The 19,668-nt window shown below is 67.9% G+C and carries 15 protein-coding genes; 7 read left to right on the top strand and 8 right to left on the bottom strand.

Annotation, left to right across the window (positions count from 1 at the left end):
* Window positions 1–182 precede the first annotated feature (182 nt).
* Together ACJMK0_RS01130 and ACJMK0_RS01125 are read right to left on the bottom strand one after the other, a co-directional pair.
* On the bottom strand, window positions 183–1,259 hold the full coding sequence (locus tag ACJMK0_RS01130; RefSeq protein ID WP_405234975.1) for an SMP-30/gluconolactonase/LRE family protein: 1,077 nt from the start codon (window positions 1,257–1,259) through the stop codon (window positions 183–185).
* A gap of 101 nt (window positions 1,260–1,360) precedes the next feature.
* Window positions 1,361–3,361 carry a tetratricopeptide repeat protein gene (locus ACJMK0_RS01125; protein WP_405234974.1) on the bottom strand — a complete coding sequence of 667 codons (2,001 nt, stop codon included), beginning with the start codon at window positions 3,359–3,361 and terminating at the stop codon, window positions 1,361–1,363.
* A 141-nt stretch (window positions 3,362–3,502) separates the two neighbouring features.
* Here ACJMK0_RS01125 and ACJMK0_RS01120 point away from each other — a divergent pair, with 141 nt between their 5' ends.
* Together ACJMK0_RS01120 and ACJMK0_RS01115 are read left to right on the top strand one after the other, a co-directional pair.
* Entirely contained in the window at window positions 3,503–3,793 is a 291-nt protein-coding gene (locus ACJMK0_RS01120) for a DUF5640 domain-containing protein (protein ID WP_405234973.1), read from the top strand.
* Between the two features lie 22 nt (window positions 3,794–3,815).
* Complete coding sequence (locus ACJMK0_RS01115; protein WP_405234972.1) at window positions 3,816–4,451, top strand: hypothetical protein; 636 nt, start codon at window positions 3,816–3,818, stop codon at window positions 4,449–4,451.
* A 70-nt stretch (window positions 4,452–4,521) separates the two neighbouring features.
* On the opposite strand, the gene ACJMK0_RS01110 is transcribed toward ACJMK0_RS01115, so the two are convergent.
* The 3 genes from ACJMK0_RS01110 to ACJMK0_RS01100 form a co-directional block, all read right to left on the bottom strand.
* Window positions 4,522–6,414: a hypothetical protein gene (locus ACJMK0_RS01110; RefSeq protein WP_405234971.1), complete on the bottom strand. Its 1,893-nt coding sequence runs from the start codon at window positions 6,412–6,414 to the stop codon at window positions 4,522–4,524.
* A gap of 193 nt (window positions 6,415–6,607) precedes the next feature.
* Window positions 6,608–8,254, bottom strand: coding sequence for a hypothetical protein (locus ACJMK0_RS01105; protein WP_405234970.1), 1,647 nt, complete (start codon window positions 8,252–8,254; stop codon window positions 6,608–6,610).
* Window positions 8,255–8,509: 255 nt separating this feature from the next.
* Entirely contained in the window at window positions 8,510–10,684 is a 2,175-nt protein-coding gene (locus tag ACJMK0_RS01100; protein ID WP_405234969.1) for an ATP-binding protein, read from the bottom strand.
* A 175-nt stretch (window positions 10,685–10,859) separates the two neighbouring features.
* Here ACJMK0_RS01100 and ACJMK0_RS01095 point away from each other — a divergent pair, with 175 nt between their 5' ends.
* From ACJMK0_RS01095 to ACJMK0_RS01075, 5 genes are all read left to right on the top strand, one after another.
* Window positions 10,860–11,582 (top strand): response regulator, encoded by a 723-nt coding sequence (locus tag ACJMK0_RS01095; RefSeq protein ID WP_405234968.1) that lies wholly within the window; start codon window positions 10,860–10,862, stop codon window positions 11,580–11,582.
* Window positions 11,583–11,796: 214 nt separating this feature from the next.
* Window positions 11,797–12,375 carry a hypothetical protein gene (locus ACJMK0_RS01090; protein WP_405234967.1) on the top strand — a complete coding sequence of 193 codons (579 nt, stop codon included), beginning with the start codon at window positions 11,797–11,799 and terminating at the stop codon, window positions 12,373–12,375.
* Window positions 12,376–12,391: 16 nt separating this feature from the next.
* Window positions 12,392–13,198, top strand: a complete 807-nt coding sequence (locus ACJMK0_RS01085; protein WP_405234966.1) for a hypothetical protein — start codon at window positions 12,392–12,394, stop codon at window positions 13,196–13,198.
* 123 nt (window positions 13,199–13,321) lie between these two features.
* Complete coding sequence (locus ACJMK0_RS01080) at window positions 13,322–14,656, top strand: ATP-grasp domain-containing protein (RefSeq protein ID WP_405234965.1); 1,335 nt, start codon at window positions 13,322–13,324, stop codon at window positions 14,654–14,656.
* A complete protein-coding gene (locus tag ACJMK0_RS01075; protein WP_405234964.1) occupies window positions 14,653–16,674 on the top strand; it encodes a CocE/NonD family hydrolase in 2,022 nt (673 codons plus the stop codon). Before ACJMK0_RS01080 ends, ACJMK0_RS01075 begins: the two co-directional genes overlap by 4 nt.
* Before the next feature lie 357 nt (window positions 16,675–17,031).
* Here ACJMK0_RS01075 and ligD (ACJMK0_RS01070) read toward each other — a convergent pair whose 3' ends face one another.
* The 3 genes from ligD (ACJMK0_RS01070) to ACJMK0_RS01060 are packed head-to-tail and all read right to left on the bottom strand — an operon-like array spanning window position 17,032 to window position 19,589.
* On the bottom strand, window positions 17,032–17,946 hold the full coding sequence (gene ligD, locus ACJMK0_RS01070; protein ID WP_405234963.1) for a non-homologous end-joining DNA ligase: 915 nt from the start codon (window positions 17,944–17,946) through the stop codon (window positions 17,032–17,034).
* A gap of 21 nt (window positions 17,947–17,967) precedes the next feature.
* Entirely contained in the window at window positions 17,968–18,915 is a 948-nt protein-coding gene (gene ligD, locus ACJMK0_RS01065) for a non-homologous end-joining DNA ligase (RefSeq protein ID WP_405237864.1), read from the bottom strand.
* A gap of 56 nt (window positions 18,916–18,971) precedes the next feature.
* Window positions 18,972–19,589 carry a DNA polymerase ligase N-terminal domain-containing protein gene (locus tag ACJMK0_RS01060; protein WP_405234962.1) on the bottom strand — a complete coding sequence of 206 codons (618 nt, stop codon included), beginning with the start codon at window positions 19,587–19,589 and terminating at the stop codon, window positions 18,972–18,974.
* Between the last annotated feature and the right edge of the window lie 79 nt (window positions 19,590–19,668).

Raw genomic sequence — 19,668 nt, 5'->3', positions numbered from 1 at the left:
GTCATGCAACAGTGATGCCAGGATGGCCGCGACCGCGTGGCGAGGCTCAGGGAGCGGCGGCGGGGGCCGGGCGTGCAACCCTTACACGGCGGATGGAAAATCCTGCATGTAGGGGGGCCATGTAGGAGGGGCTTTAGCCCCGATTCATTTTTGACCGATCGCAATCGGGGCTAAAGCCCCTCCTACCAGTCGCGTTCGATTTTGCCCAGCGCCGTGCCGAACAGCGAGGTGAGGTAGAGCGCGTCCGGCGTTTCCAGGGCGCCGGTGACCGCCTGCAGCCGGGTGCCGTCGCCCTGGAGGTTTGCCACCACGTTGCCATCGGCGTCGATGGCGAAGACGTGGGCGAAGGGCTCGGCGGCCGGGCGCATGGCCTCGGGCAGCCGCTGCACGACCTTGCGGATGAATGGCTTGTCGGAGAGCGAGTCCAGCTGGGCGCTGCGCGGCGACACCAGGCCCACCCAGAAGCGGCCGTCCAGCCCCGGATTGATGTTGTCCGGGAAGCCGGGGAGGTTGTCGATGAGGATCTCCGTCTCGCCGGCGCTTGGCCCTGCCAGCCAGTGCTTCAGCACCCGATAGGTGCCGGTCTCGACCACCAGCAGGAAGCGGCCGGCGGGGTCCACCGCCACGCCGTTGGCGAAGTCGAGCCCCGCCATCACGGTGCCGGTCTCGCCGGTGGCGGGGTCGTATACCAGCACGCGGCCGTGGCTGCCGTGCTCCAGGATGTCCAGCAGGCTCGCGCCGTAGGTGCTGCCGTAGTCCGCCGCGCCGAATTTGGTGCTGGCATCCGAGAAGTAGATGCGCCCGTCCGGTGCGGCGTCCACGTCGTCGGCGTAGCGGATGGGCGAGCCGTTCACCTCGTCGGTGAGCAGCGTGACGGCACCGCCGGCATCCACGCTCTGCAGGCCCAGGTAGGCGTTGGCCACCAGCAGGTTGCCGTCGCCGTCGAACTCCAGGCCGAGCGGGCGCCCGCCGGTTTCGGCGAAGACGGATATCGAGCCGTCTTCGGCGGCGATGCGCAGTATCCTGCCGTCCTCGGTGCCGGTGTAGAGATTACCGACCCGGTCGATCACCGCGTCCTCGGGCCCGTGGTACGGGGCGATCTCCAGCCGCTCGAGATCGGCCAGCGCGTCGTTGGCTGCGAAGTCGCCGGTGTAGCCGGCGTCTTCGGGCGCCTCCCAGGCGACGGGGTCCACCGGCACGGGCCAGGTGAGCAGGTAGAGCGCGGCGGCCGCCAGCAGCACGAGCAGTATTCGGAGCATGGGATCCCCCTTCCCGTAGAGCCGCGGCCAGTATAACGCCGTTGATGTAGGAGGGCCTTCAGGCCCGATTCGTGTGTAATGAGTCGGGCCTGAAGGCCCTCCTACAGTTCTTTGAAATCCGGGAAGCGGGCATAGCCCGGGCACGTGGCCGTCGCCTTCGACAGCGCCTGCCGTGCCCGTTTCTTCTCGCCCCGGGCGAGCCATACCTGCGCCAGTCGGCGGTAGGCGGTGGCGTCGTTCAGGTCGTCCGTCATGGCCTCCAGGCTGGCGTCGATCTCGTCCATGACGGTATCCGGCACGGCGTCGGGGTCCAGCCGGCCGAGCATCGTGTAGTAGTACGCCCGCGCCGCCTGGTCGGCCGCCGGGGCGGTGCCCCGCAGATGGTCGCGTTCCAGAATCTCGGCGGCGCGCAGGTAGGCTTCCCGCGCCTTCCCGGTCTCGCCCGAGTGCCGGTAGGAATCGGCGAGTGCGCCCCACATCTGGTGGATCTCGGGCTCGCCGGTGGCAATGGCGTCGATGGCCCGCTGCCTGAGTTGCGCGGATTGCCGGTAGTCGCCGAGCACGTAGTAGACCAGGCCCAGAAACTCGTCGCCCACGTAGGATTGGGGTGCGAGCTCGCGGGCGCGGAGATAGGCGTCGCGACCGCGCTCGAAGTCGCCGCGGCAGACGTACCAGGTGCCCAGGTTGCTCAGCACGTATTCGTTCTCGTCCCGCGCGATCGCCTCTTCGCTGGCCGCGATGGCGCCGTCCAGGTCACCGGCGAACCAGCGCATGGTGGCCAGCGAGAACAGCGGCTTCCACACGGCCGGATCGCTGTCGGCGGCCGCGCGCGCGGCGGTCATCGCGCTCTCCAGCATCGCCTCGTCTCCGTGCTGACGGTAGGCCTCCAGCCGGCTCGCGGCCAGGCCGGCCAGCGCGTCCGTGTAGCCCGGCCGATCGGTGAGGATCTCCTCGTACAGCGCCATCGCCCGGTCGTTGCGCCCGGTGCGGCTGAGGAAGTGGGCATGGGCCGTCCGCACGGCCGGGTCGTCCGGCGCGAGCTGCAGCGCCTGCCCGCAGGTGCGCGCGGCGTCCTCCAGCGCCCGTTCCTCGTTGCCCATCCAGTGTTCGGTCAGCAGCGCCTCGCACAGTCCGGCGTGGGCACGGGCGTAGTTCGCGTCCTGGCGCAGCGCGGCCTCGAAGTGGCTGCGGGCGCGCTTTACGTTGAGTTCGTTGGCGGGGCGATCCAGGAAGTACCGGCCCTGGAGGTAATCGTCCTGCACCGGTGCCAGCGGGAAATGCGCACTAGCCGGGTCTCCCTCGTCTGCCCCTCCGACCGCCCGGCGCACGGCCACGGCCACACGCTCGGCGACTGCCGGCAGCGAGGCTTCCACTTCCGCCGCCGGCAGGCTCTCCGCCCAAAGCTGATGGCGCACGCCGTCGTCGGCCACGATCCCGAAGCGCAGTCCGGCCAGGCGACCGACGCGGACGATCTCGCCGTCGATGGCGGCATCGGTGCGCAGGCGTTCGGCGGCCTCTGCCGGGTCGAGGGCGCGCACGAGCACGGTGGCACTGCCCTCGGCGACGGCGAAGTATTCGCTCAGAAGGTCACGCAGCAGGTTCGCCAGCCGGGCATCCGTATCGCCCCCGATGGGCATCACCACGAGGCTCGCGGCGCCCAGCGTCAGCGGGGGCGGCCCCGACGCGGACGGCGCATCGCCGGGCGTGGAGTCGCGCTGCATCAGCAGCCAGCCGACGCCGGCCAGCGCCGCCATGGAGAGGATCACCGAGAGCGCGAGCCAGGCCGGCCGCGGAGCGGCCCGGGCATCGGAGCCCGCCGACGGTTCCGGCAGCGCTTCCTCGTCGGCGCTCCGGTACAGCGTCCATGCCTCCACCTCCAGCGCGCGGGCGATACGCTCCAGGGTCTGGAGCTCGACGGGGAGTTCGCGGAACGCGCGGCTGACCATGTCCTTTGGCGCGGAATCGAGCCCCTCCAGGTCCGCGATCCGCTCCGCCAGCGCCGCCTGTGTGCGCAGCCCGGCATCGGTCAGCGCCCGGGTCAGCCTGGCCCGGGAGGCGCGTATGCCCCGCCTGCGCTGGATTTCCTGTCCGGATGAAGTCACCGCTCTCGTTCTTCGTTATGGCGCGGTTTCGGCCTTATCCGCCCTCAATCGCCTCTATTTGACCCAAAAAGCCGTTAGCTGTCGATGCGGCGGCGAGGGTGCCGGGGCCACGATCCATGCTGGTTCCGTGGAGGGAGTGTGATGCAGCGAGCCCTGACGACGCTTTGCCTGCTGCTGGCGCTGGGGGCCGGCGGCTGCCGGGATGCCGCCATCAGCGGTACCTGGCAGGACCGCCAGGCGGAGACCATCTATCACTTCCGCGACGACGGCCGCGTCACCGTCTCGGTGCTCGATGCCAGCGTGCCCGCCGAATACACCGTGGACGGCGACCGGGTGCTGGTCACCAGTCCCCAGGGAACCGTCGTGCTGAAAAAGCGAGAAGACCGGCTGTACGGCCCTATGGGCCAGGAACTCGTACGGCAGGCGGACTAGACCGAGGAGAGGAGGAGACGATATGTCGAAACAGGTAGCACAAGGCCAGACCCTGGGGGCGTCCTGGGAGATACGCGTGCGCACCGGCACGGTGGACAGCACGGATACCCGCTCCGAAACGGAGGTCAGCGGGTCGTTCGGCGGCGGCGGTGGCATGACCGTGGGCGGAACCGGCGGCAACATGCCGGTCTCGGGCCAGGTGCAGTCGAAGACCACACGGTATCAGAACATCTATCTCACGGACGAGGAGGGGAAGGAGCATGCCATCGAGCTCGTCGACTTCCTCGTGCCGTGCAAGCAGGGCCACAAGCTGAGTCTGTACCTGCTGTTCACCGGCGGTTCCGACTGGGGCTCCTACTTCCGCGCCTACAACCACAATACCGGGCAGCACTACGAATACACGAAAGCCGCCAGGGACGAACTATTCCCCAAGCGGTTGTTCCTGATCGCCAGTGGCGCTCTGGGGCTGCTGTTTTTCCTGCTCGCTTACGGCGAGGACGGCACCGGCTTCGGCGAGGCGCTGTTCACGGCGGCGATAGCCGGCGGCCTCACCGCCGGCGTGTTCTGGGTCATCTGCAAGATCATTGCATATGCCCGTTCGTTACCCGTACGAAAGAACCCGACCTTCACGCGCCATCTCGCGGAAATGAGCCGGTAGGGCCATGTAGGAGGGCCTTCAGGCCCGATTGCTTGTTGAATCGGGCCTGAAGGCCCTCCTACAGTTGCCTCTAGCGGATGGGGCGGCGGCCGCGGAGATCGGCCAGATAGATGCCGGCCCAGCCGGCCTCTTCCGTGCCCATGCTCGCGGTCACGGCGAGCCAGCCGTTGCGGAAGGCCTCGCGTTCCAGCGCGAGACCCGAGATCGGCAGGGTTTCACCGGAGTCCGGATCCACGGCCTGCGGATCCAGCAGCGTGCCTGCCCATCCTGTCTCGAGCAGTGTGACGGTGCTCGCGCGCGATGCGCCGAGCGCCTCCGCGAGGTAGATGCCGTCCACCGGTTTCGACCCTGCGCGGCGGCCCTGGAACGCGACGCGGAACGTCGCGCCGGCCCGCTCGGACACGGATACGAACGCGGCGGAACGGAAGCGCGGCGGTTTGCCGCAGCCCTCGCTCTCGCCGGCACCCGGCGGGGCGCCCGAGTAATTCCAGTAGATGAAGTCCTCGTAGTCCTCGCCGGCACCGGCCCGGGCCATCAGCCGCAGCCGCCGGGTGCGGGTGTCGTAGACGAAGATGCCCTGGTTCACGGATACGGCCTTCTCCTGGTAGCAGCGCGGGTACAGCGGATCGTCGGTGTCGTCGCAAATGCTGTGCACGTCGCCGTTGATCTCGCCGTCCGGGCCGTCCGCGAAGTCGCCGGCATGGTTGCAGTAGTCGCGCCGGATGCGGTTGCCTTCCTCGGGGCAGTACAGCCGCAGCATCCGGGTCTCGTCGCCCCAGGCGCCCCAGAAGGCGACGAAACGGCCGTCGAAGGACAGGCCTTCGCCGATGCGGGTGAATCGGCCCGCGCCGCGTACAGGCACCCGGTCGTCGAGTCCCACCAGCGTGCGCAGCGGCGCCGCCGGCCGGCCCAGCTCGGACTGGTAGATGCCGCCGCAGCTGGGGTCGTCCTCGTTGTCGTAGCCCACGAAGACCACGCGCCCCCGGGCCGCGCTCGGCGGCGCGGTGGAGTCGAAGGTGATGTCGCCGCGGCAGTAGCGGTGATTCGGGATGACCGTATCGGAGTTCGCGATCAGCTCGATCGGCTCGAGCCCGCCGGCATAGTCGTCCGCCACCTTGCGGTAGAACACGCCGGTCTTGTCTTCGCCGTCCGACGGATCGGTGTAGTTGCCCTTGAAGGCGATGTAGCCCTCGTCCGTGACGGCGGGCGAGCCCGGGAACACCTCGAATCGGGTGGTGGCGGCCAGATCCGGCACGGCGAACAGATACGTGAGATCCACGTAGTCGGATGGGCCGACCTCACCGAGCAGGCTGGCGCCGGTGCGCAGCTCGCTCGCAGGATTGCCGGCTGCCGGGTTGAAGTACACGCCGGTGGTGCCGGCGCGGGACTCGTCCTCTTCCTCGCCGTACGTCCACACGGGCGGATGGTTGCCGCGGGTGGCCACGGCGTCGCGGTGCAGCGCGATGCGGGGGATCGACGGGAACTCGTTGAAGGTGGCCAGGAGCCAGTCCGGGCCGCCTCCGCCCTCGTCGCCGTGCCCGCCGCCCGCGCCGCCATGGGTGTCACCCGCGCCGCCGTGGCTGCCGCCGTCGTCGCCGTGGCTGCCGCCGCCGCCCGCCGGATATTCGGTATTGTTCGGGTCCGGCACCGCGGTGTCGCGGTCGGCGATCAGGCGAATTGCCGAGCCTGCCGTGCCCATGTCGCGGACGTAGATGCCGCTGATCGGCCCGCGCTGCCTTCCGGTGCTGCGGGCGCGGAACACCACCAGGGCGTTGCTGTTCACCGAAGGCGGGTTGTAGCTGTTGTAGGTACGGTTCGGATGGCCGGGGATGGCGTCGCCGTTGTTGACCACGACCTGCCAGGACGGGTCGGAGCGGTCGCCCGCCAGGCCGGTGCCCGCGAGGGCGGTCAGCACGGTGACGGCTCCGGCCAGCATCATTATGTAAAGCTTGTGTGTTCTCATTGTGGGGTACCCCTTGCCGGCATCATTGCCGCGTAGACCGGCCGGGGAGGGTCTGTGACCGCTCCCCGGCCGTCGGTGAGGTCAGCTGCAGGGCTCCTCCCTGGCCCGGCTGACCCTCACCTGGAGCCCCGTCCCTGGAGCCGCCTTCCCTGGCCGTGCCGTCCCTGGCAGTTTCGTTCCCGGGAGAGGCCGATCAGCGGTTGCGGCCTCCGCCGCTGCCGCCACCGCCACCTCCACTGCCGCCACCGCCGCCGCCGGCCTTCACGGCCGTTACGACGGTGGTCTCCGTTACCACGTCGTTCGATGCGTTGACGTCTTCCTCTGCCATGACTTCGGCCGTCCATTCGATGGTCGTGGCGTAATCCATGCTGAAGAAGAACGTCCAGCTGGTGGAGTAACCGGCCGCCAGAGTGAACGGTTCGGTGTACTCGGTTCCGGCGAACACTTCGGTCTCGGTGACGATCCCGCCTTCTATCAGGTACAGCGGTCCTACCACCGCGCCTTCGCTGTCGATGCCGGTGAGCTTCACGAAGCCGGTCGCATCAGCGGGTCCCGCGTTGGCGACGGTCAGCGTGCCTTCCCGGCCTTCGGTGTCGGCCACCATCCGCTTCGGCACCTGCAGCCCGGAGTCGGCGCTGATCGAGACGTCGTAGTAGACGTCCGCGGTGACCTCGCAGGGTACCGGTGTGGCGTAGTCGCCCGGCACCGGCCATACGTGCATGTAGTCGATCACCGCCCGGCTGTCGTCGGCAGCCGTAGCGAACGCGCCGACGTTCTCGCCGGGATAGCTCCCTGCGAGCTCGGGAACCACGTCGAGGATCGGTGCTTTCGCAATCTCGAAGTAGTGGTTCTGGGTATCGAACTCGTGCAGGTATTCGAAAATGCCGACATCCGTCCCGTAGGTATCCGAGTAGATGTAAGCCGGTGCCGGGAGGGCGCCGAATGTGGCGTTGCGGTCGTAGGTGTAACCGAGGACACCGCTTCCGTCATCGTAGCTCGAAAAATCCAGGAAGCACTTCTGGACGTGCTGGATGGCTCCCATCACCTCCTCTTTCACGCTAATGCATATCCTGTCGAGCACTGCACTTTCCGGAGTCTCGGTGAGGCCGAGGATCTCGTTCAGATAAACGACAAGATCTACTCCGACGAAACCGGACTTGTCCGACGCCGCGCCGAGGCTGGTCGCTGCCGCGTCGATCCAGGACCGTCCGAGGTCGATGTTATCGCCGAGCGCGCCGTTCATCATGAGCGCCTGGTACATGGCCAGGTGCTGCAGCGGGGAGTCGATGGTGGAGGTCTTCACGTAGCTGTCCTCCACGACCGGTGTCTCCGGGTTGTCACCGATGATCACACTGGACGCGACCGGCCGTCCGGCAGGGTCCAGGCTGATACAGCCAGCGGTCGCGAGGGTCAGGCTTGCTTCCTCGAGCTGAGACTCGAACACGGAGTCCGGCGATCGCGACTCGTTGATGCGGCCGAAATCGACTTCCTGTGTGTAGATGGAATAGGGCCCTTCCGCGGAGCAGGTAGCAGGATCAACCGGAATCAACAGGCACTCGCCATCCAGCGGGTGGCCGGGATTCTCGATCATCCCACAGCCATCGAATGTCTCCGCTGCCAGCGGCTGCTGGCAATCGTCGGCCGTCAGGATGGGAACGCCCCACGCATCCCGGTACAGGATGAACAGGTCGCCGTAGTCCGGCGGCTCGTTGCCGCTGTCGTGACCTCCGCCGTTGCCGCCGCCGACGCCCGGTGGCCGTTCGGCCATGGCGCCACTGCTGAATGCGAACAACCCGACGAGGATTGCTGCCAGCACGTAACACATTCCTTGTTTCTTCATGACAGGCTCCTCCTGCCCCCAATGCATGCCGCGGGCGGTTGCTGCGGGGCGCTGCAGCTGACGTCCCCCGAAGGGGGCGGAGCACCGCGGCCGGAGGTGAAGCGAGGAAGTGGTCGTGTCGCGCCGTCTTTTTCGGTTCTCGCGCATGGCACCTTCTCCTTGCCTCCTGGGTTCCATGCTAGGGCCCGCGTTTAAAGGGCTGCGTCACCGTCGGTAAACGGCACGTAATTCCGTTGTGAACTTTTGTAAGCGCCGTCAACCGGGCGCGGCGACGGAATGGGAATCGCTCAGCGCTTGCCGGACGGCGGCGAGGAGACCGGTCTCGCCGTAGGGCTTCGCCAGGATGGAGTAGCCGCCGTCGACGGCGCGGGAGGCCTGGTCGCTGTAGCCCGTGGTGAGCAGGATGCCGGTGCCCGGGTAATGACGGCCGACCCAGTCGGCGAGTTCGAGGCCGCTCGTACCGCCGGGCATGACGATGTCGGTGAACAGCAGAGCGACTTCCGTGTGCTTCATCAGCAGTTCCCGGGCCGCGACGACGCCGGATGCTTCCAGTACCCGGTAGCCGGCAGCGGACAGCGTGCGCGCCGCGTAGCGTCGCAGCCTGGCCTCGTCTTCCACCACCAGGATCGTCTCGGCGGCCGGCGCCTGCGGCGCCGCCGCCCGTACGGCGTCGTCATCCAGTTGCGTTTCCGCCGCTGCCGGGAAGTACAGGGTGACGGTCGTGCCGCCGCCAGGCTCGCTCTCCATGCGCAGGTCGCCGCCGGACTGGCGGACGAAGCCGTAGACCATGCTGAGGCCGAGTCCGCTGCCCTTGCCCGGGCCCTTGGTCGTGAAGAACGGCTCGATCGCTCTGGCCAGCACTTCGGCACTCATGCCTTCGCCGGTATCGGTGATACTCAGCGTCACGCAGGGACCGGCGGCCATGTCGAGGCTGCTGCCGGCGCGGATCTCCTCCCGCCGTGCCGCGATCCGGAGTCCGCCGCCGCCCGGCATCGCGTCACTGGCGTTGATGGTCAGGTTCAGCAGCGCGCTCTGCAGCTGCTGGGTATCCGCCTGCACGGGCAGCGGCCCGGTGTCGGTGTCGAGCGCAATCTCCACGCCGTCTGCGGCCACGCGCTCGAGGAAGCGGCGGTTGTCGCGCAGGAAGACGCCGAGGTCGATGGTCTCCGGCTTCAGGGTCTGTTTGCGGGAGAACGCCAGCAGCTGCTGGATGAGGCCGCTGCCGTCCTCGGCCGCCGAAATCGCGTCGTCGATCAGCTCGGCCGCTTCGCCATCGCCGGACCGCACGCGGCGCTGCAGCAGCCGCAGGTTGCCGAGTATGACGGTGAGCAGATTGTTGAAATCATGCGCGATGCCGCCGGTGAGCCTGCCCAGCACCTCCATCTTCCGGGCGTGCGCGAGCTCGAGTTCCCGCTCCCGGCGCTCGGTCGTGTCCACGAAGCTGACCACCGCGCCGATGATCTCGCCGTCGCGGCGCATGGGCTGCGTACGGTACTCCGCCGGGAAGCCGGTGCCGTCGGCGCGCCACAGCATCTCGTCGTCGAGCCGCAGCGATTCGCCGTGGGAGATGGCGCGGGCCGCAGGGCATTCCTCCCTGGGGTGGGGGCTGCCGTCGGGGTGAGTGTGGTGGATCAGCTCGTGGATGTCGCGGCCCAGGAGTTCGGCCTCGCCGCCGTAACCCAGCTGGTGCACGGCGGCCCGGTTGGCGAAGGTGCAGCGGCCATCCAGATCCATGCCGAAGATGCCCTCGCCGGTGGAGGCGAGGATCAGGCGCAGCCGCTCCTCCCGCTCGTGCAACGCGCGCACCATCGGACTGCCGAGGCGCAGGAACAGGAGGGTGGCGGCCCCGATCAGCGCCAGCGCGACGGTGAGGACGAGGGCGCCGGCGCGGAAGAACGGGGCGCGGATCTCGGCCAGATCGATCTTGGCGACCACGCCCAGGCCCAGGGCCTCCACCGCATCGTAGGCAGCCAGCACGCGGGTGCCGTGATAGTCGTTGCCGATCATCGTGCCCCTCTCTCCAGACAACGCCCGATGCATGGGCTCGGAGAAGGGCGAGCCCCAGCGTACCGGGGCCGGCGGGCGGCCCACGGCGTGGTGATGGCGCATCAGGAACACGATGTCGTCGCCTGCGCGCCGCCCGAGAGTCACCTCGGCGGAGCCGCGTATGGTGTGCTCGTGAGTGAAGGCCTGCCGGATCTGGGCCAGGGTGGCCTCCGCGGCGGAGCCCGGGTAATCGTGCCTGTAGCGCTGGTCGAACTCGCTCATCTGCTCGATCAGCCGCGCCAGCGTGTGGGCGCTGTCCACGAGCTGCTGACGCTGGCGCTCGAAAGCGGTGTCGTAGAGCACGCCTATGGAGACTGCCGTGGCCACCGCAACGACGACGGTCATCGTGAGTATCAGCAGGGCTATACGCCTGTATTCCGCCACTGCGGGGTCCTGCGGTGTGTCTCCGCCCTCCGGCCGGTTCGGCAGTCGAATTTGCGGTCAGTCTGAACCCGGTGCCGGTCCCGCGCCATCCGCAGGGTCCGCATAAATCGCGATAGAAATCCCATGCCGATGGGCCATACTGGATTCCCATCCCACGGAGCCGGGAGACGGTCCTATGGTCAGGACGAGCAGTATCCTCGTCGTGGACGACGACCCCCGTCTGTGCCGGTTGTTGTCCCGCTATCTGACCGCCGAAGGCTACACGGTGCATACCGCCGGCTCCGCCCGGGACATGCGCGAGATGATGGCGCTGGAGGAGCCGCGGCTGGTCATCCTGGATCTGATGCTGCCGGACGAGGACGGGCTGAGCCTGGCGCGGGAGCTCCGCGCGCGTTCGGATATCGGCATCCTGATGCTGACCGGCAAGCGGGATCCGGTGGACAGGATCGTGGGACTGGAGCTCGGCGCCGACGACTACATGACCAAGCCCTTCGACGAGCGCGAGCTGCTGGCCCGGGTGCGCAGCATCCTGCGGCGCGTCACGCCGTCGCCGTCCGAACATCACGACTCCGGCAACGGCTCCGTGCTGACGTTCGACGGCTGGACGCTGGATCTCGCGGCATGGGAGCTGACCGATCCGGCAGGAAGGCCTGTCGAGCTGACCAGCCACGAGTTCGAACTCCTGGCGGCACTGGCATCTCATGCCGGACGCGTGCTCAGCCGCGATGCGATCCTGGAGATCGTGGCGGGACGGGACTGGACGCCCTACGACAGGAGCGTCGACGTGCTGGTGGGCAAGCTGCGGCGCAAGCTGGGCGACGACCCCCGCGCACCGCGCATGATAAAGACCGTTCGTGGCGCGGGGTACAAGCTGACGCCCCACGTCGACACGATGTAGGAGGGCCTTCAGGCCCGACTCGGTTAGGGGGTCGGGGCTAAAGTCCTCATGAGGAATCGGGGCTAAAGCCCCTCCTACATGCTTCGGTAACGCATCAGTGTTCCTTGCGTTGACATGGTCGACCCTTCCAATTCTACGTATTCACGGATGCCCGGTTGAGGCGTTCAATGGAGCCTGCGAGGGAGCACGGAAGAGTGACATGGAGGGTTGAATCATGCGTACCAGGAATCTTCTGGTTGGACTCGCCACCACGGCGCTGCTCGCCGGATCCGCCATTGCGGCGGCCGACATGCAGGGCGCCGGCAGCGGCGGGCAGGGTTCGGGCGCGGAACGCGGCGCTGTAGCGCGCGATGCGCAGATGGACCGGGATCGGACCATGGACCGCGATCGCCTGATGGAACGTGACCAGTTGCAGGACCGCGACTACGCGATGGCCGGCGACAAGGATCAGGATCGCGACCGCGACAAGGACCAGACCCAGGATCGTGACCGTGACATGGATCAGGCCAAGGATCAGGACAAGGATCAGGACAAGGATCGTGACCGCGACATGGATCAGGACATGGATCAGGATCAGGACCGCGATCGCGATCGGGACCGGATTCACGTCGATGACGAGGGTCAGCCCATCTACGGCGATTCGCTCATGACCGAGCAGGAACGCGAAGGCTATCGCGCCCGGCTCAACAATGCGGAGTCGGAGCAGGAACGCGAACGCATCCGCGCCGAGCATCGCGAGCAGATGATGGAACGGGCCCGCGAACAGGGCGTGACGCTGCCCGAGACCGAATAAGCAACGGAGTGCCGTTATGAATGCCAAGCACGCTGAGTGCCCGGGCCGGACGGCGGTGGTGTCGACGATGCTGGTGCTGGCGACGCTCGCTGTGGCGGGCGCCGCCGGCACGGCGCTGGCGGAGGAAGGTCGCACGACCCTCACCGTCGGCGCCGAGTACACCACCGGCGACTACGGGGGCGGCAGCGATATCGACGACATCTACGTGCCGGTCACGCTGTCCTGGACGGGCGAGCAGTTCTCGCTGCGCGCGACGGTGCCATACGCCTACGTGAGTGCGCCCGAAGGCTCCATCATCGGACGCCGCGGCGACGTGATCGTGGGCAGCGGCGACGACGTATCCGACAGCGGCATCGGCGATGTCCTGCTGTCGGGGACCTGGCTGGGACTCGCAGAGAGCGACAACGCCGTGCTCGACGTCACGGCCAAGGTGAAGCTGGGTACGGCCGATGAGGACAAGGGGCTGGGTACCGGCGAGACCGACTATTCGCTGCAGCTGGACGGCTACGTGTTCCAGCGGGACGTCATGTGGATGGGTACGGTCGGCTACAAGTGGCGGGGCGATCCCGCGGGACTGGACCTGGACGACACCTGGTTCGTCGCCGGCGGCGTTGCCCTGTGGGCGGGCCGTGACAATCGCATCGGTACGCTGGTGAGCTACCGGCCGGAGCTGATCGACGGCGGGGATGCCGCCACCGAGGTCTCCGTGTTCTTCGACACCGAGGTCTCGCCCCGGCTCGGCGCCCAGGTCTACGCCCTGGCCGGCCTGTCCGACGGCAGCCCCGACTGGGGCGTCGGCGGTTCGGTGAGCTGGTCGTTCTGAAGACGATGTAGGAGGGCCTTCAGGCCCGATTCGGTTGGGAAATCGGGGCTAAAGCCTTCATGAGGAATCGGGGCTAAAGCCCCTCCTACATGTCATCGTACGTGGTCTCCACGGTGGTGTCGTATGCGCGCCGGGGTCCACAGTGAAGCCATGCGCAACGTCTTCGTCCTCGGGCTCGACGAGTTCAACAAGCGCGAGCTGCAATCCATCCGCGCGGCGGACGCCTGCCGGTTCGTCGGCCTGCTCGGCTACGATGAGATCGTGCGGCCGGCGAGCGGCGAGTTTCACTTCGAGGCGCTGCGGCGCCAGGCCGAGGAGCAGCTGGACGGCCACGGCGGTTCCGTCGACGGCATCATCGCCTTCTGGGACTTCCCCGCCAGTGCCATGGCCGGGGTGCTGCGCAACGCCCGCGGTCTGCCGGGGCCGAGCAACGAGGCGATCGCGCGCTGCGAGCACAAGTACTGGTCACGCATCGAGCAGCGGGCGGTGGTGCCGGAGCTGGTGCCCGCGTTCCAGGCCGTGGACCCGTTCGCCGACGACCCGGCCGCGCTGATCGAGCTGGACTACCCGTTCTGGATCAAGCCGGTGAAGGCTCATTCGTCGCGGCTGGGATTCCTGATCAACGGACCCGAAGACCTGCGTGCCCACCTGCCGGAGATCCGCGAGAAGATCGGTTTCTTCGGCCGGCCGTTCGACGAGTACCTGGAGCACGTGGAGGTGCCGGACGAGATCCGGCCGGTGACCGGGCATTGGTGCATCGCCGAGGCGATCATCTCGGCCGGCCGCCAGTGCACGCTGGAGGGCTACGTCTACCAGGGGGCCGTGCGGGTCTACGGCGTCGTCGACTCCATCCGCACCGGCCGCCACCGTTCCTGCTTCTCCCGTTATCAGTATCCGTCCGGCCTGCCGCGCCGCGTCCAGGCGCGCATGATCCACGCCGCGGAGAAAGTGATGCAGCGGTTCCGCTACGACTGCGGCGCCTTCAACATGGAGTTCTACTGGCACCCGGAGACGGACCGGATCAGCCTGCTGGAAGTGAATGCCCGCATCTCCAAGTCTCACTGTCCGCTGTTCCGGCTCGTGGACGGCACCTCCCACCAGTCCGTGGCGGTGGCCCTGTCTTTGGGTGAGGACCCCCGCTTCCCGCAGCGGCAGGGCGAGTATCGGATAGCCGCCAAGTTCATGGTCAGGACGTTCTGCGACGACGGCATCGTGCGCGCCATGCCGACGGCGGCGGAGCTGGACCGCGTGCGCGCCCGTTATCCCGAGGCGCGGTTCCGGCCGCTGGCCGAACCGGGCGAGCGTCTGAGAGACTCTCATCATTACGACAGCTACAGCTACGAACTCGGCGACCTCTTCCTGGGCGCCGGGAACCAGCGCGAGCTGCTGGGCAAGTACCGTGACTGCATGGCCATGATGAGCTTCGAGGTGCAACCCACAGGACAGGACGCTGCATGAGATTCGTCGACGAACTGCCCCATCGGGTACGCGAGCTGGAGAACGTGGAGGTGCCGATGCCGGACGGCGTCCGTCTGGCGCTGCGCATCTGGATGCCGGAGGATGCGGCGGAGCGCCCCGTGCCGGCGATCCTCGAGTACATCCCCTATCGCAAGCGCTACGGCACGGCGGCGCGGGATGCGCTGGCCCATCCCTACATGGCCGGCCACGGCTACGCGTGCATCCGCGCCGATCTGCGCGGCAGCGGCGAATCGGAAGGCGTGCTGGAGGACGAGTACCTGCAGCAGGAGCTGGACGACGGCTGCGAGCTCATCCGCTGGATCGCCGAACAGCCGTGGTGCGACGGCAACGTGGGCATGATGGGCATCTCCTGGGGCGGCTTCAACGGCCTGCAGATCGCCGCCATGCAGCCGCCGGCGCTGAAGGCCATCGTTACGCTGAGTTCCACCGACGACCGCTACGCGGACGACGTCCATCACATGGGCGGCTGTCTGCTGGGCGATAACCTGTCCTGGGCGTCGACCATGTTCGCCTACAACACGATGCCGCCGGACCCGGAGCTGGTGGGCGAGCGCTGGCGCGACATGTGGTTCCAGCGGCTGGAAGGCAGCGGCCTGTGGCTGGCGAGGTGGCTGCGGCACCAGCGCCGCGACGCCTACTGGCGCCACGGCTCGGTGTGCGAGAACTTCGGGGCCATCCGCTGTCCGGTCTATGCCGTCAGCGGCTGGAGCGACGGCTATTCCAACGCCGTATTCCGGCTGCTCGGGAATCTGGACGTGCCGCGCAAGGGTCTCATAGGTCCCTGGAGCCACAAGTATCCCCATATCGGCATGCCCGGGCCCGCCATCGACTTCCTGGGCGAGATGCTGCGTTGGTGGGACCAGTGGCTGAAGGGGGTGGACACCGGCATCATGGACGAGCCCATGCTGCAGGCCTGGATGCAGGACAGCGTGCCGCCGACGACGAGCTATCTGGAGCGCCCCGGGCGCTGGGTGGGCGAGCCCGCCTGGCCGTCGCCGAACGTGGCCGAGCGCCGCTATCGTTTCACCCGCCATCACCTGCGGCCGCCGGAGACGGAGGTGGAGCCCTACGCGATCGGACTGCAGTCGCCGCTGACGGTGGGGCTGTACGCCGGCAAGTGGTGTTCCTATGCGGCCGGGCCGGATCTCGCCCACGACCAGCGCCACGAGGACGGCGGCGCTCTCGTATTCCAGACCGACCCGCTGGAACAGGACGTGGAGATCCTCGGCCAGCCGGTCGCCGAACTGGAGGTCTCCGCCGACCGCCCCGTGGCCATGCTGGCCGTGCGCCTCTCCGATGTGCTGCCTGACGGCAAGGTCACCCGGGTCACCTACGGCCTGCTGAACCTGACTCACCGCAACGGCAGCGAGGAGCCGGAGCCGCTGGAACCCGGCCGGCACTACCGGGTGCGGGTGAAGCTGAACGAGGCGGCCCACCGTTTCCCCGCCGGCCATCGGCTGCGGGTCTCCGTTTCCACCTCCTACTGGCCGCTCGCCTGGCCGGCACCGGAAGCGGCGCGCATCGAGCTGCACGTGGCCGGCAGCAGCCTGTCGCTGCCGGTGCGTCCGCCGCGGCCCGAAGACGACGAGCTGCACGGCTTCGGCGAGCCGGTGGGTACGCCGCCGCTGGAACGCCGGGTGATCGACGGCGGCCATCACAACTGGATCGTCCACACCGATCTGGCCCGGGACGTCTCCACCCTGGAGGTCATCAACGACTCGGGCCGCTACGTGATGCGGGACATCGGTCTGGAGGTCGGCGCGAAGGCACTGGAGTGGTACAGCTCCCGCGCGGACGACGTCGCCACGGCCCGCGGCGAAACCTACTGGGAACGCACCCTGGCCCGCGGCGACTGGCGCATCCGCACGGAGACCCGCACCGTGCTCACTTCCACACCGACCCACTTCCACATCACCGCCACCCTGGACGCCTGGGAAGGCGACAAGCGGGTGTTCAGCCGCAATTGGGACGAAGCCATAGAACGCGACCTGGTCTGACTGCCTGTAGGAGGGCCTTCAGGCCCGACCCGGCTTTCTGCTGGCGTAGGCCCGTCATCGACTGGGGTGGGCTGCTGGGGACGCTCATGTGGGAGGGCCTTTAGGCCCGATCGATCGCGGCTGAAGCCGCTCCTAACATTGTCTATCGGCTCCAGTCGGCCCGGACGACCCCAGCAGTCCACCCCAGCCACTGACGGGCCCGCAGCCGTGAGGTCTGGCGCGTGTCAGTGGGCGTCTCTGACTGGCAGCTCCGTCACGCTACCGCGAGCACGGCCGTCATGCGGGGGTATCCATCGCCGCGACCTTTTGTCGGGAGCAAGATGGATACCCCTGCAGGGCGGCCAGGAAAGAACGGCGTCAGAGTCTGGAAAGAGCTTCGTCGGCGGCCGCGATGCCGGCGGCGTGGCGCTTCATGTCCGCCCAGGGGTCCTCGATCTGGCCGAGCCGGCGGAACAGGTTGCCGATGTGATAGCGCTGCGCCGTGAGGTCGCCGGCGCCCAGTTCGTCCCAGGCCAGCGGCGTCGCCACCGGCGCACCGGGCTTCGCGCGCAGGCTGTAGGGCATCACGGCCGTCTGGCCGTACGCGTTGCGCATGACGTCCAGGTACAGGCGGCCCTTGCGCTTGTCCTTGCGCTGCTCCGCCGTGAGGGTGTCCGGGTGGCGTTCGGCGAGCAGGTCGGCGGCGCGGCGCGCGAAGTCCCGGACCGCATCGAAGTCTGCGCTGCGGTCCAGCGGGACCACCACATGCAGGCCCCGGGAGCCGGTGGTCATGACGTAGGGCGTGAGCCCCAGCTCGCGCAGGAAGTCGGCGGTGATTCGGGCCGCGTCGCGCACGGGCCCGAAGTCGTCGTCGGGCGGGTCCAGGTCGATCACCATCCGGTCCGGGTGGTGCAGCCGGTCGCGCCGGCTGAGCCAGGCGTGGATGGTCAGCGTGCCCTGGTTGGCCAGGTAGACGAGCCCGGCGGCGTTGCGAACGACGATGTGTTCCACCTCGCCGCCGCCCACCCGGTCTGCCGTGACGCCCTCGACATAGTCGGGGAAGTACTCCGCGCGGGCCTGCTGGTAGAAGCCGTCTTCGCCCAGGCCGTCCGGGAAGCGCTGCAGGGTGAGGAATCGGTCCGCCGCCCAGGGCAGGGCGTATTCCGCCACGTTTCTGTAGTACTCGATCACGTCGCCCTTGGTGATGCCGGCGTCCGGATAGAGCACCTTGTCCTCGCTGGAGGTCTCCACCACGAGGCGCCCGAAGCTCAGTCGGCGGCTTTCTTCAGACATGGCTCGTCTCAGACATCCTGGTCAGACACTTTGGGGGCGCTCCCGCCGCACCTTCTTCGCCGGCTTGTCCTCGCGCAGGCCGATGTAGCGCGGGTGGCGCAGCTTGCCGTCGTCGGTCCACTCGGTGAAGCCGAATTCGCCGACCAGTTCGGGCTTCACCCAGTGCGGGTTCTTCTCCCGCACCTCGTCGTCGAAAGCCGGTTCGTCCCGTTCGATGTCCTGCATCCGGCCGTGCAGATCCTCGAGCGTCTCGTCGTCGAAGCCCGTGCCTACCTTGCCGGCATAGCGCAGCTCGTCGTCTTCGTAGTAGCCGACCAGCAGCGCGCCGAAGCCCTTGCGCGAGCCCTTCGGGTCCGTGTAGCCGCCGATGACGAGTTCCTGGCGGTTGACGCACTTGAATTTCAGCCAGTCGCGGGAGCGGGAGTGAACGTAGCGGCCGTCTGCCTTCTTCGCGATGACGCCCTCCCAGCCTTTCTTGCAGGCCTCCTCGTAGTACGCCTCGCCCTCGGTGTTGCGATGGCGGGTGTAGCGCAGCCGGCCGCCGAAATCGAAGGCATCGCGCAGCAGACCCTTGCGGCTGCGCAGCGGTAGTTCGTCCAGCAGGTAGCGGTCGAGGTAGATCAGGTCGAAGAGATACAGCCAGACGCCGATGCCGGTGGCGCGCGCCTCGTCCGGGTCGCTGATGCCGATGCGCTGCTGCAGCCGGCTGAAGCTCGTCACCTTGCCGTCGAAGGCCACGATCTCGCCGTCGGCGATGAAGCGTTCCGGCCCGGCTTCCTCCAGTGCTTCGACCAGTTCCGGGTAGGTGTCGTTCAGCTTCTTTTTATTACGCGACAGGATGCGCAGCCCGCGCCCGTCGCGGAACACCAGGCAGCGTTCGCCGTCCAGCTTGCGCTCGTAGATCCAGTCTTCCGAGGAGAAATGGTCGTCGGTGAGGGTGGCGAGCATGGGTGCCGTCCAGTCCGGCATGCCCTCGCGCTGCAGTTTCTCCCGGGAGGCCTCCGGGAGCGACGCGAACGGCTCCTTCACGAGTCTTCCTCGCCGCCCTTCGCGATCTGATGCAGGGTACGGCCGGTCTTCACGGAACGGTTCTCGGTATTGGTCGGGTTGCGGCGGGCGTCGGCCTCGTCGTCGTCCATCTTGATCAGCAGCCACTGGGACTTCTCGCCCGCCTCGATACGCTTCAGCGCATAGCCGCCTTTCAGTTTCTCGCCGTCGAGCCATACCTCGATCAGGCCGCCGCGCAGCGAGCCCGGCATGTCCAGCGAGTCCTCGCCCTTGTCGGCGCGCAGGTTGCGATAGGTGCCGGCGTCCCAGACCATCACCGTGCCGCCGCCGTACTCGTCCTCCGGGATGACGCCCTCGAAGTCCGCGTAGTCCAGCGGGTGATCCTCGGTGCGGATCGCCAGGCGCTTCTCGCGCGGATCGGTCGAAGGCCCTTTGGGTACGGCCCACGACTTCAGTGTGCCGTCGAATTCCAGGCGGAAGTCGTAATGCAGGCTGGATGCGTCGTGTTTCTGGATCACGAAGCGCCGGCTGCCGTCGTCGTCACCATTTCCGCTGCCGCCGGTCGCCGGCTCCGGCGTCCTGGAGAAATCCCGCTTCTTCCGATACGGGCCGAGGCTGTTCTTGTCCGAAGGCATGGATTCAGACTGACGCAGGGAAAACGGCGGCGCAAGTCGCACAAGTCGCAACCGCCCTTGTAACCGGGACGGACTCGCG

It is taken from the genome of Lentisalinibacter orientalis, from assembly GCF_040706535.1.
Lineage (GTDB): Bacteria > Pseudomonadota > Gammaproteobacteria > Steroidobacterales > Woeseiaceae > Lentisalinibacter > Lentisalinibacter orientalis.
This window is presented reverse-complemented; position numbering and strand designations above follow the sequence as displayed.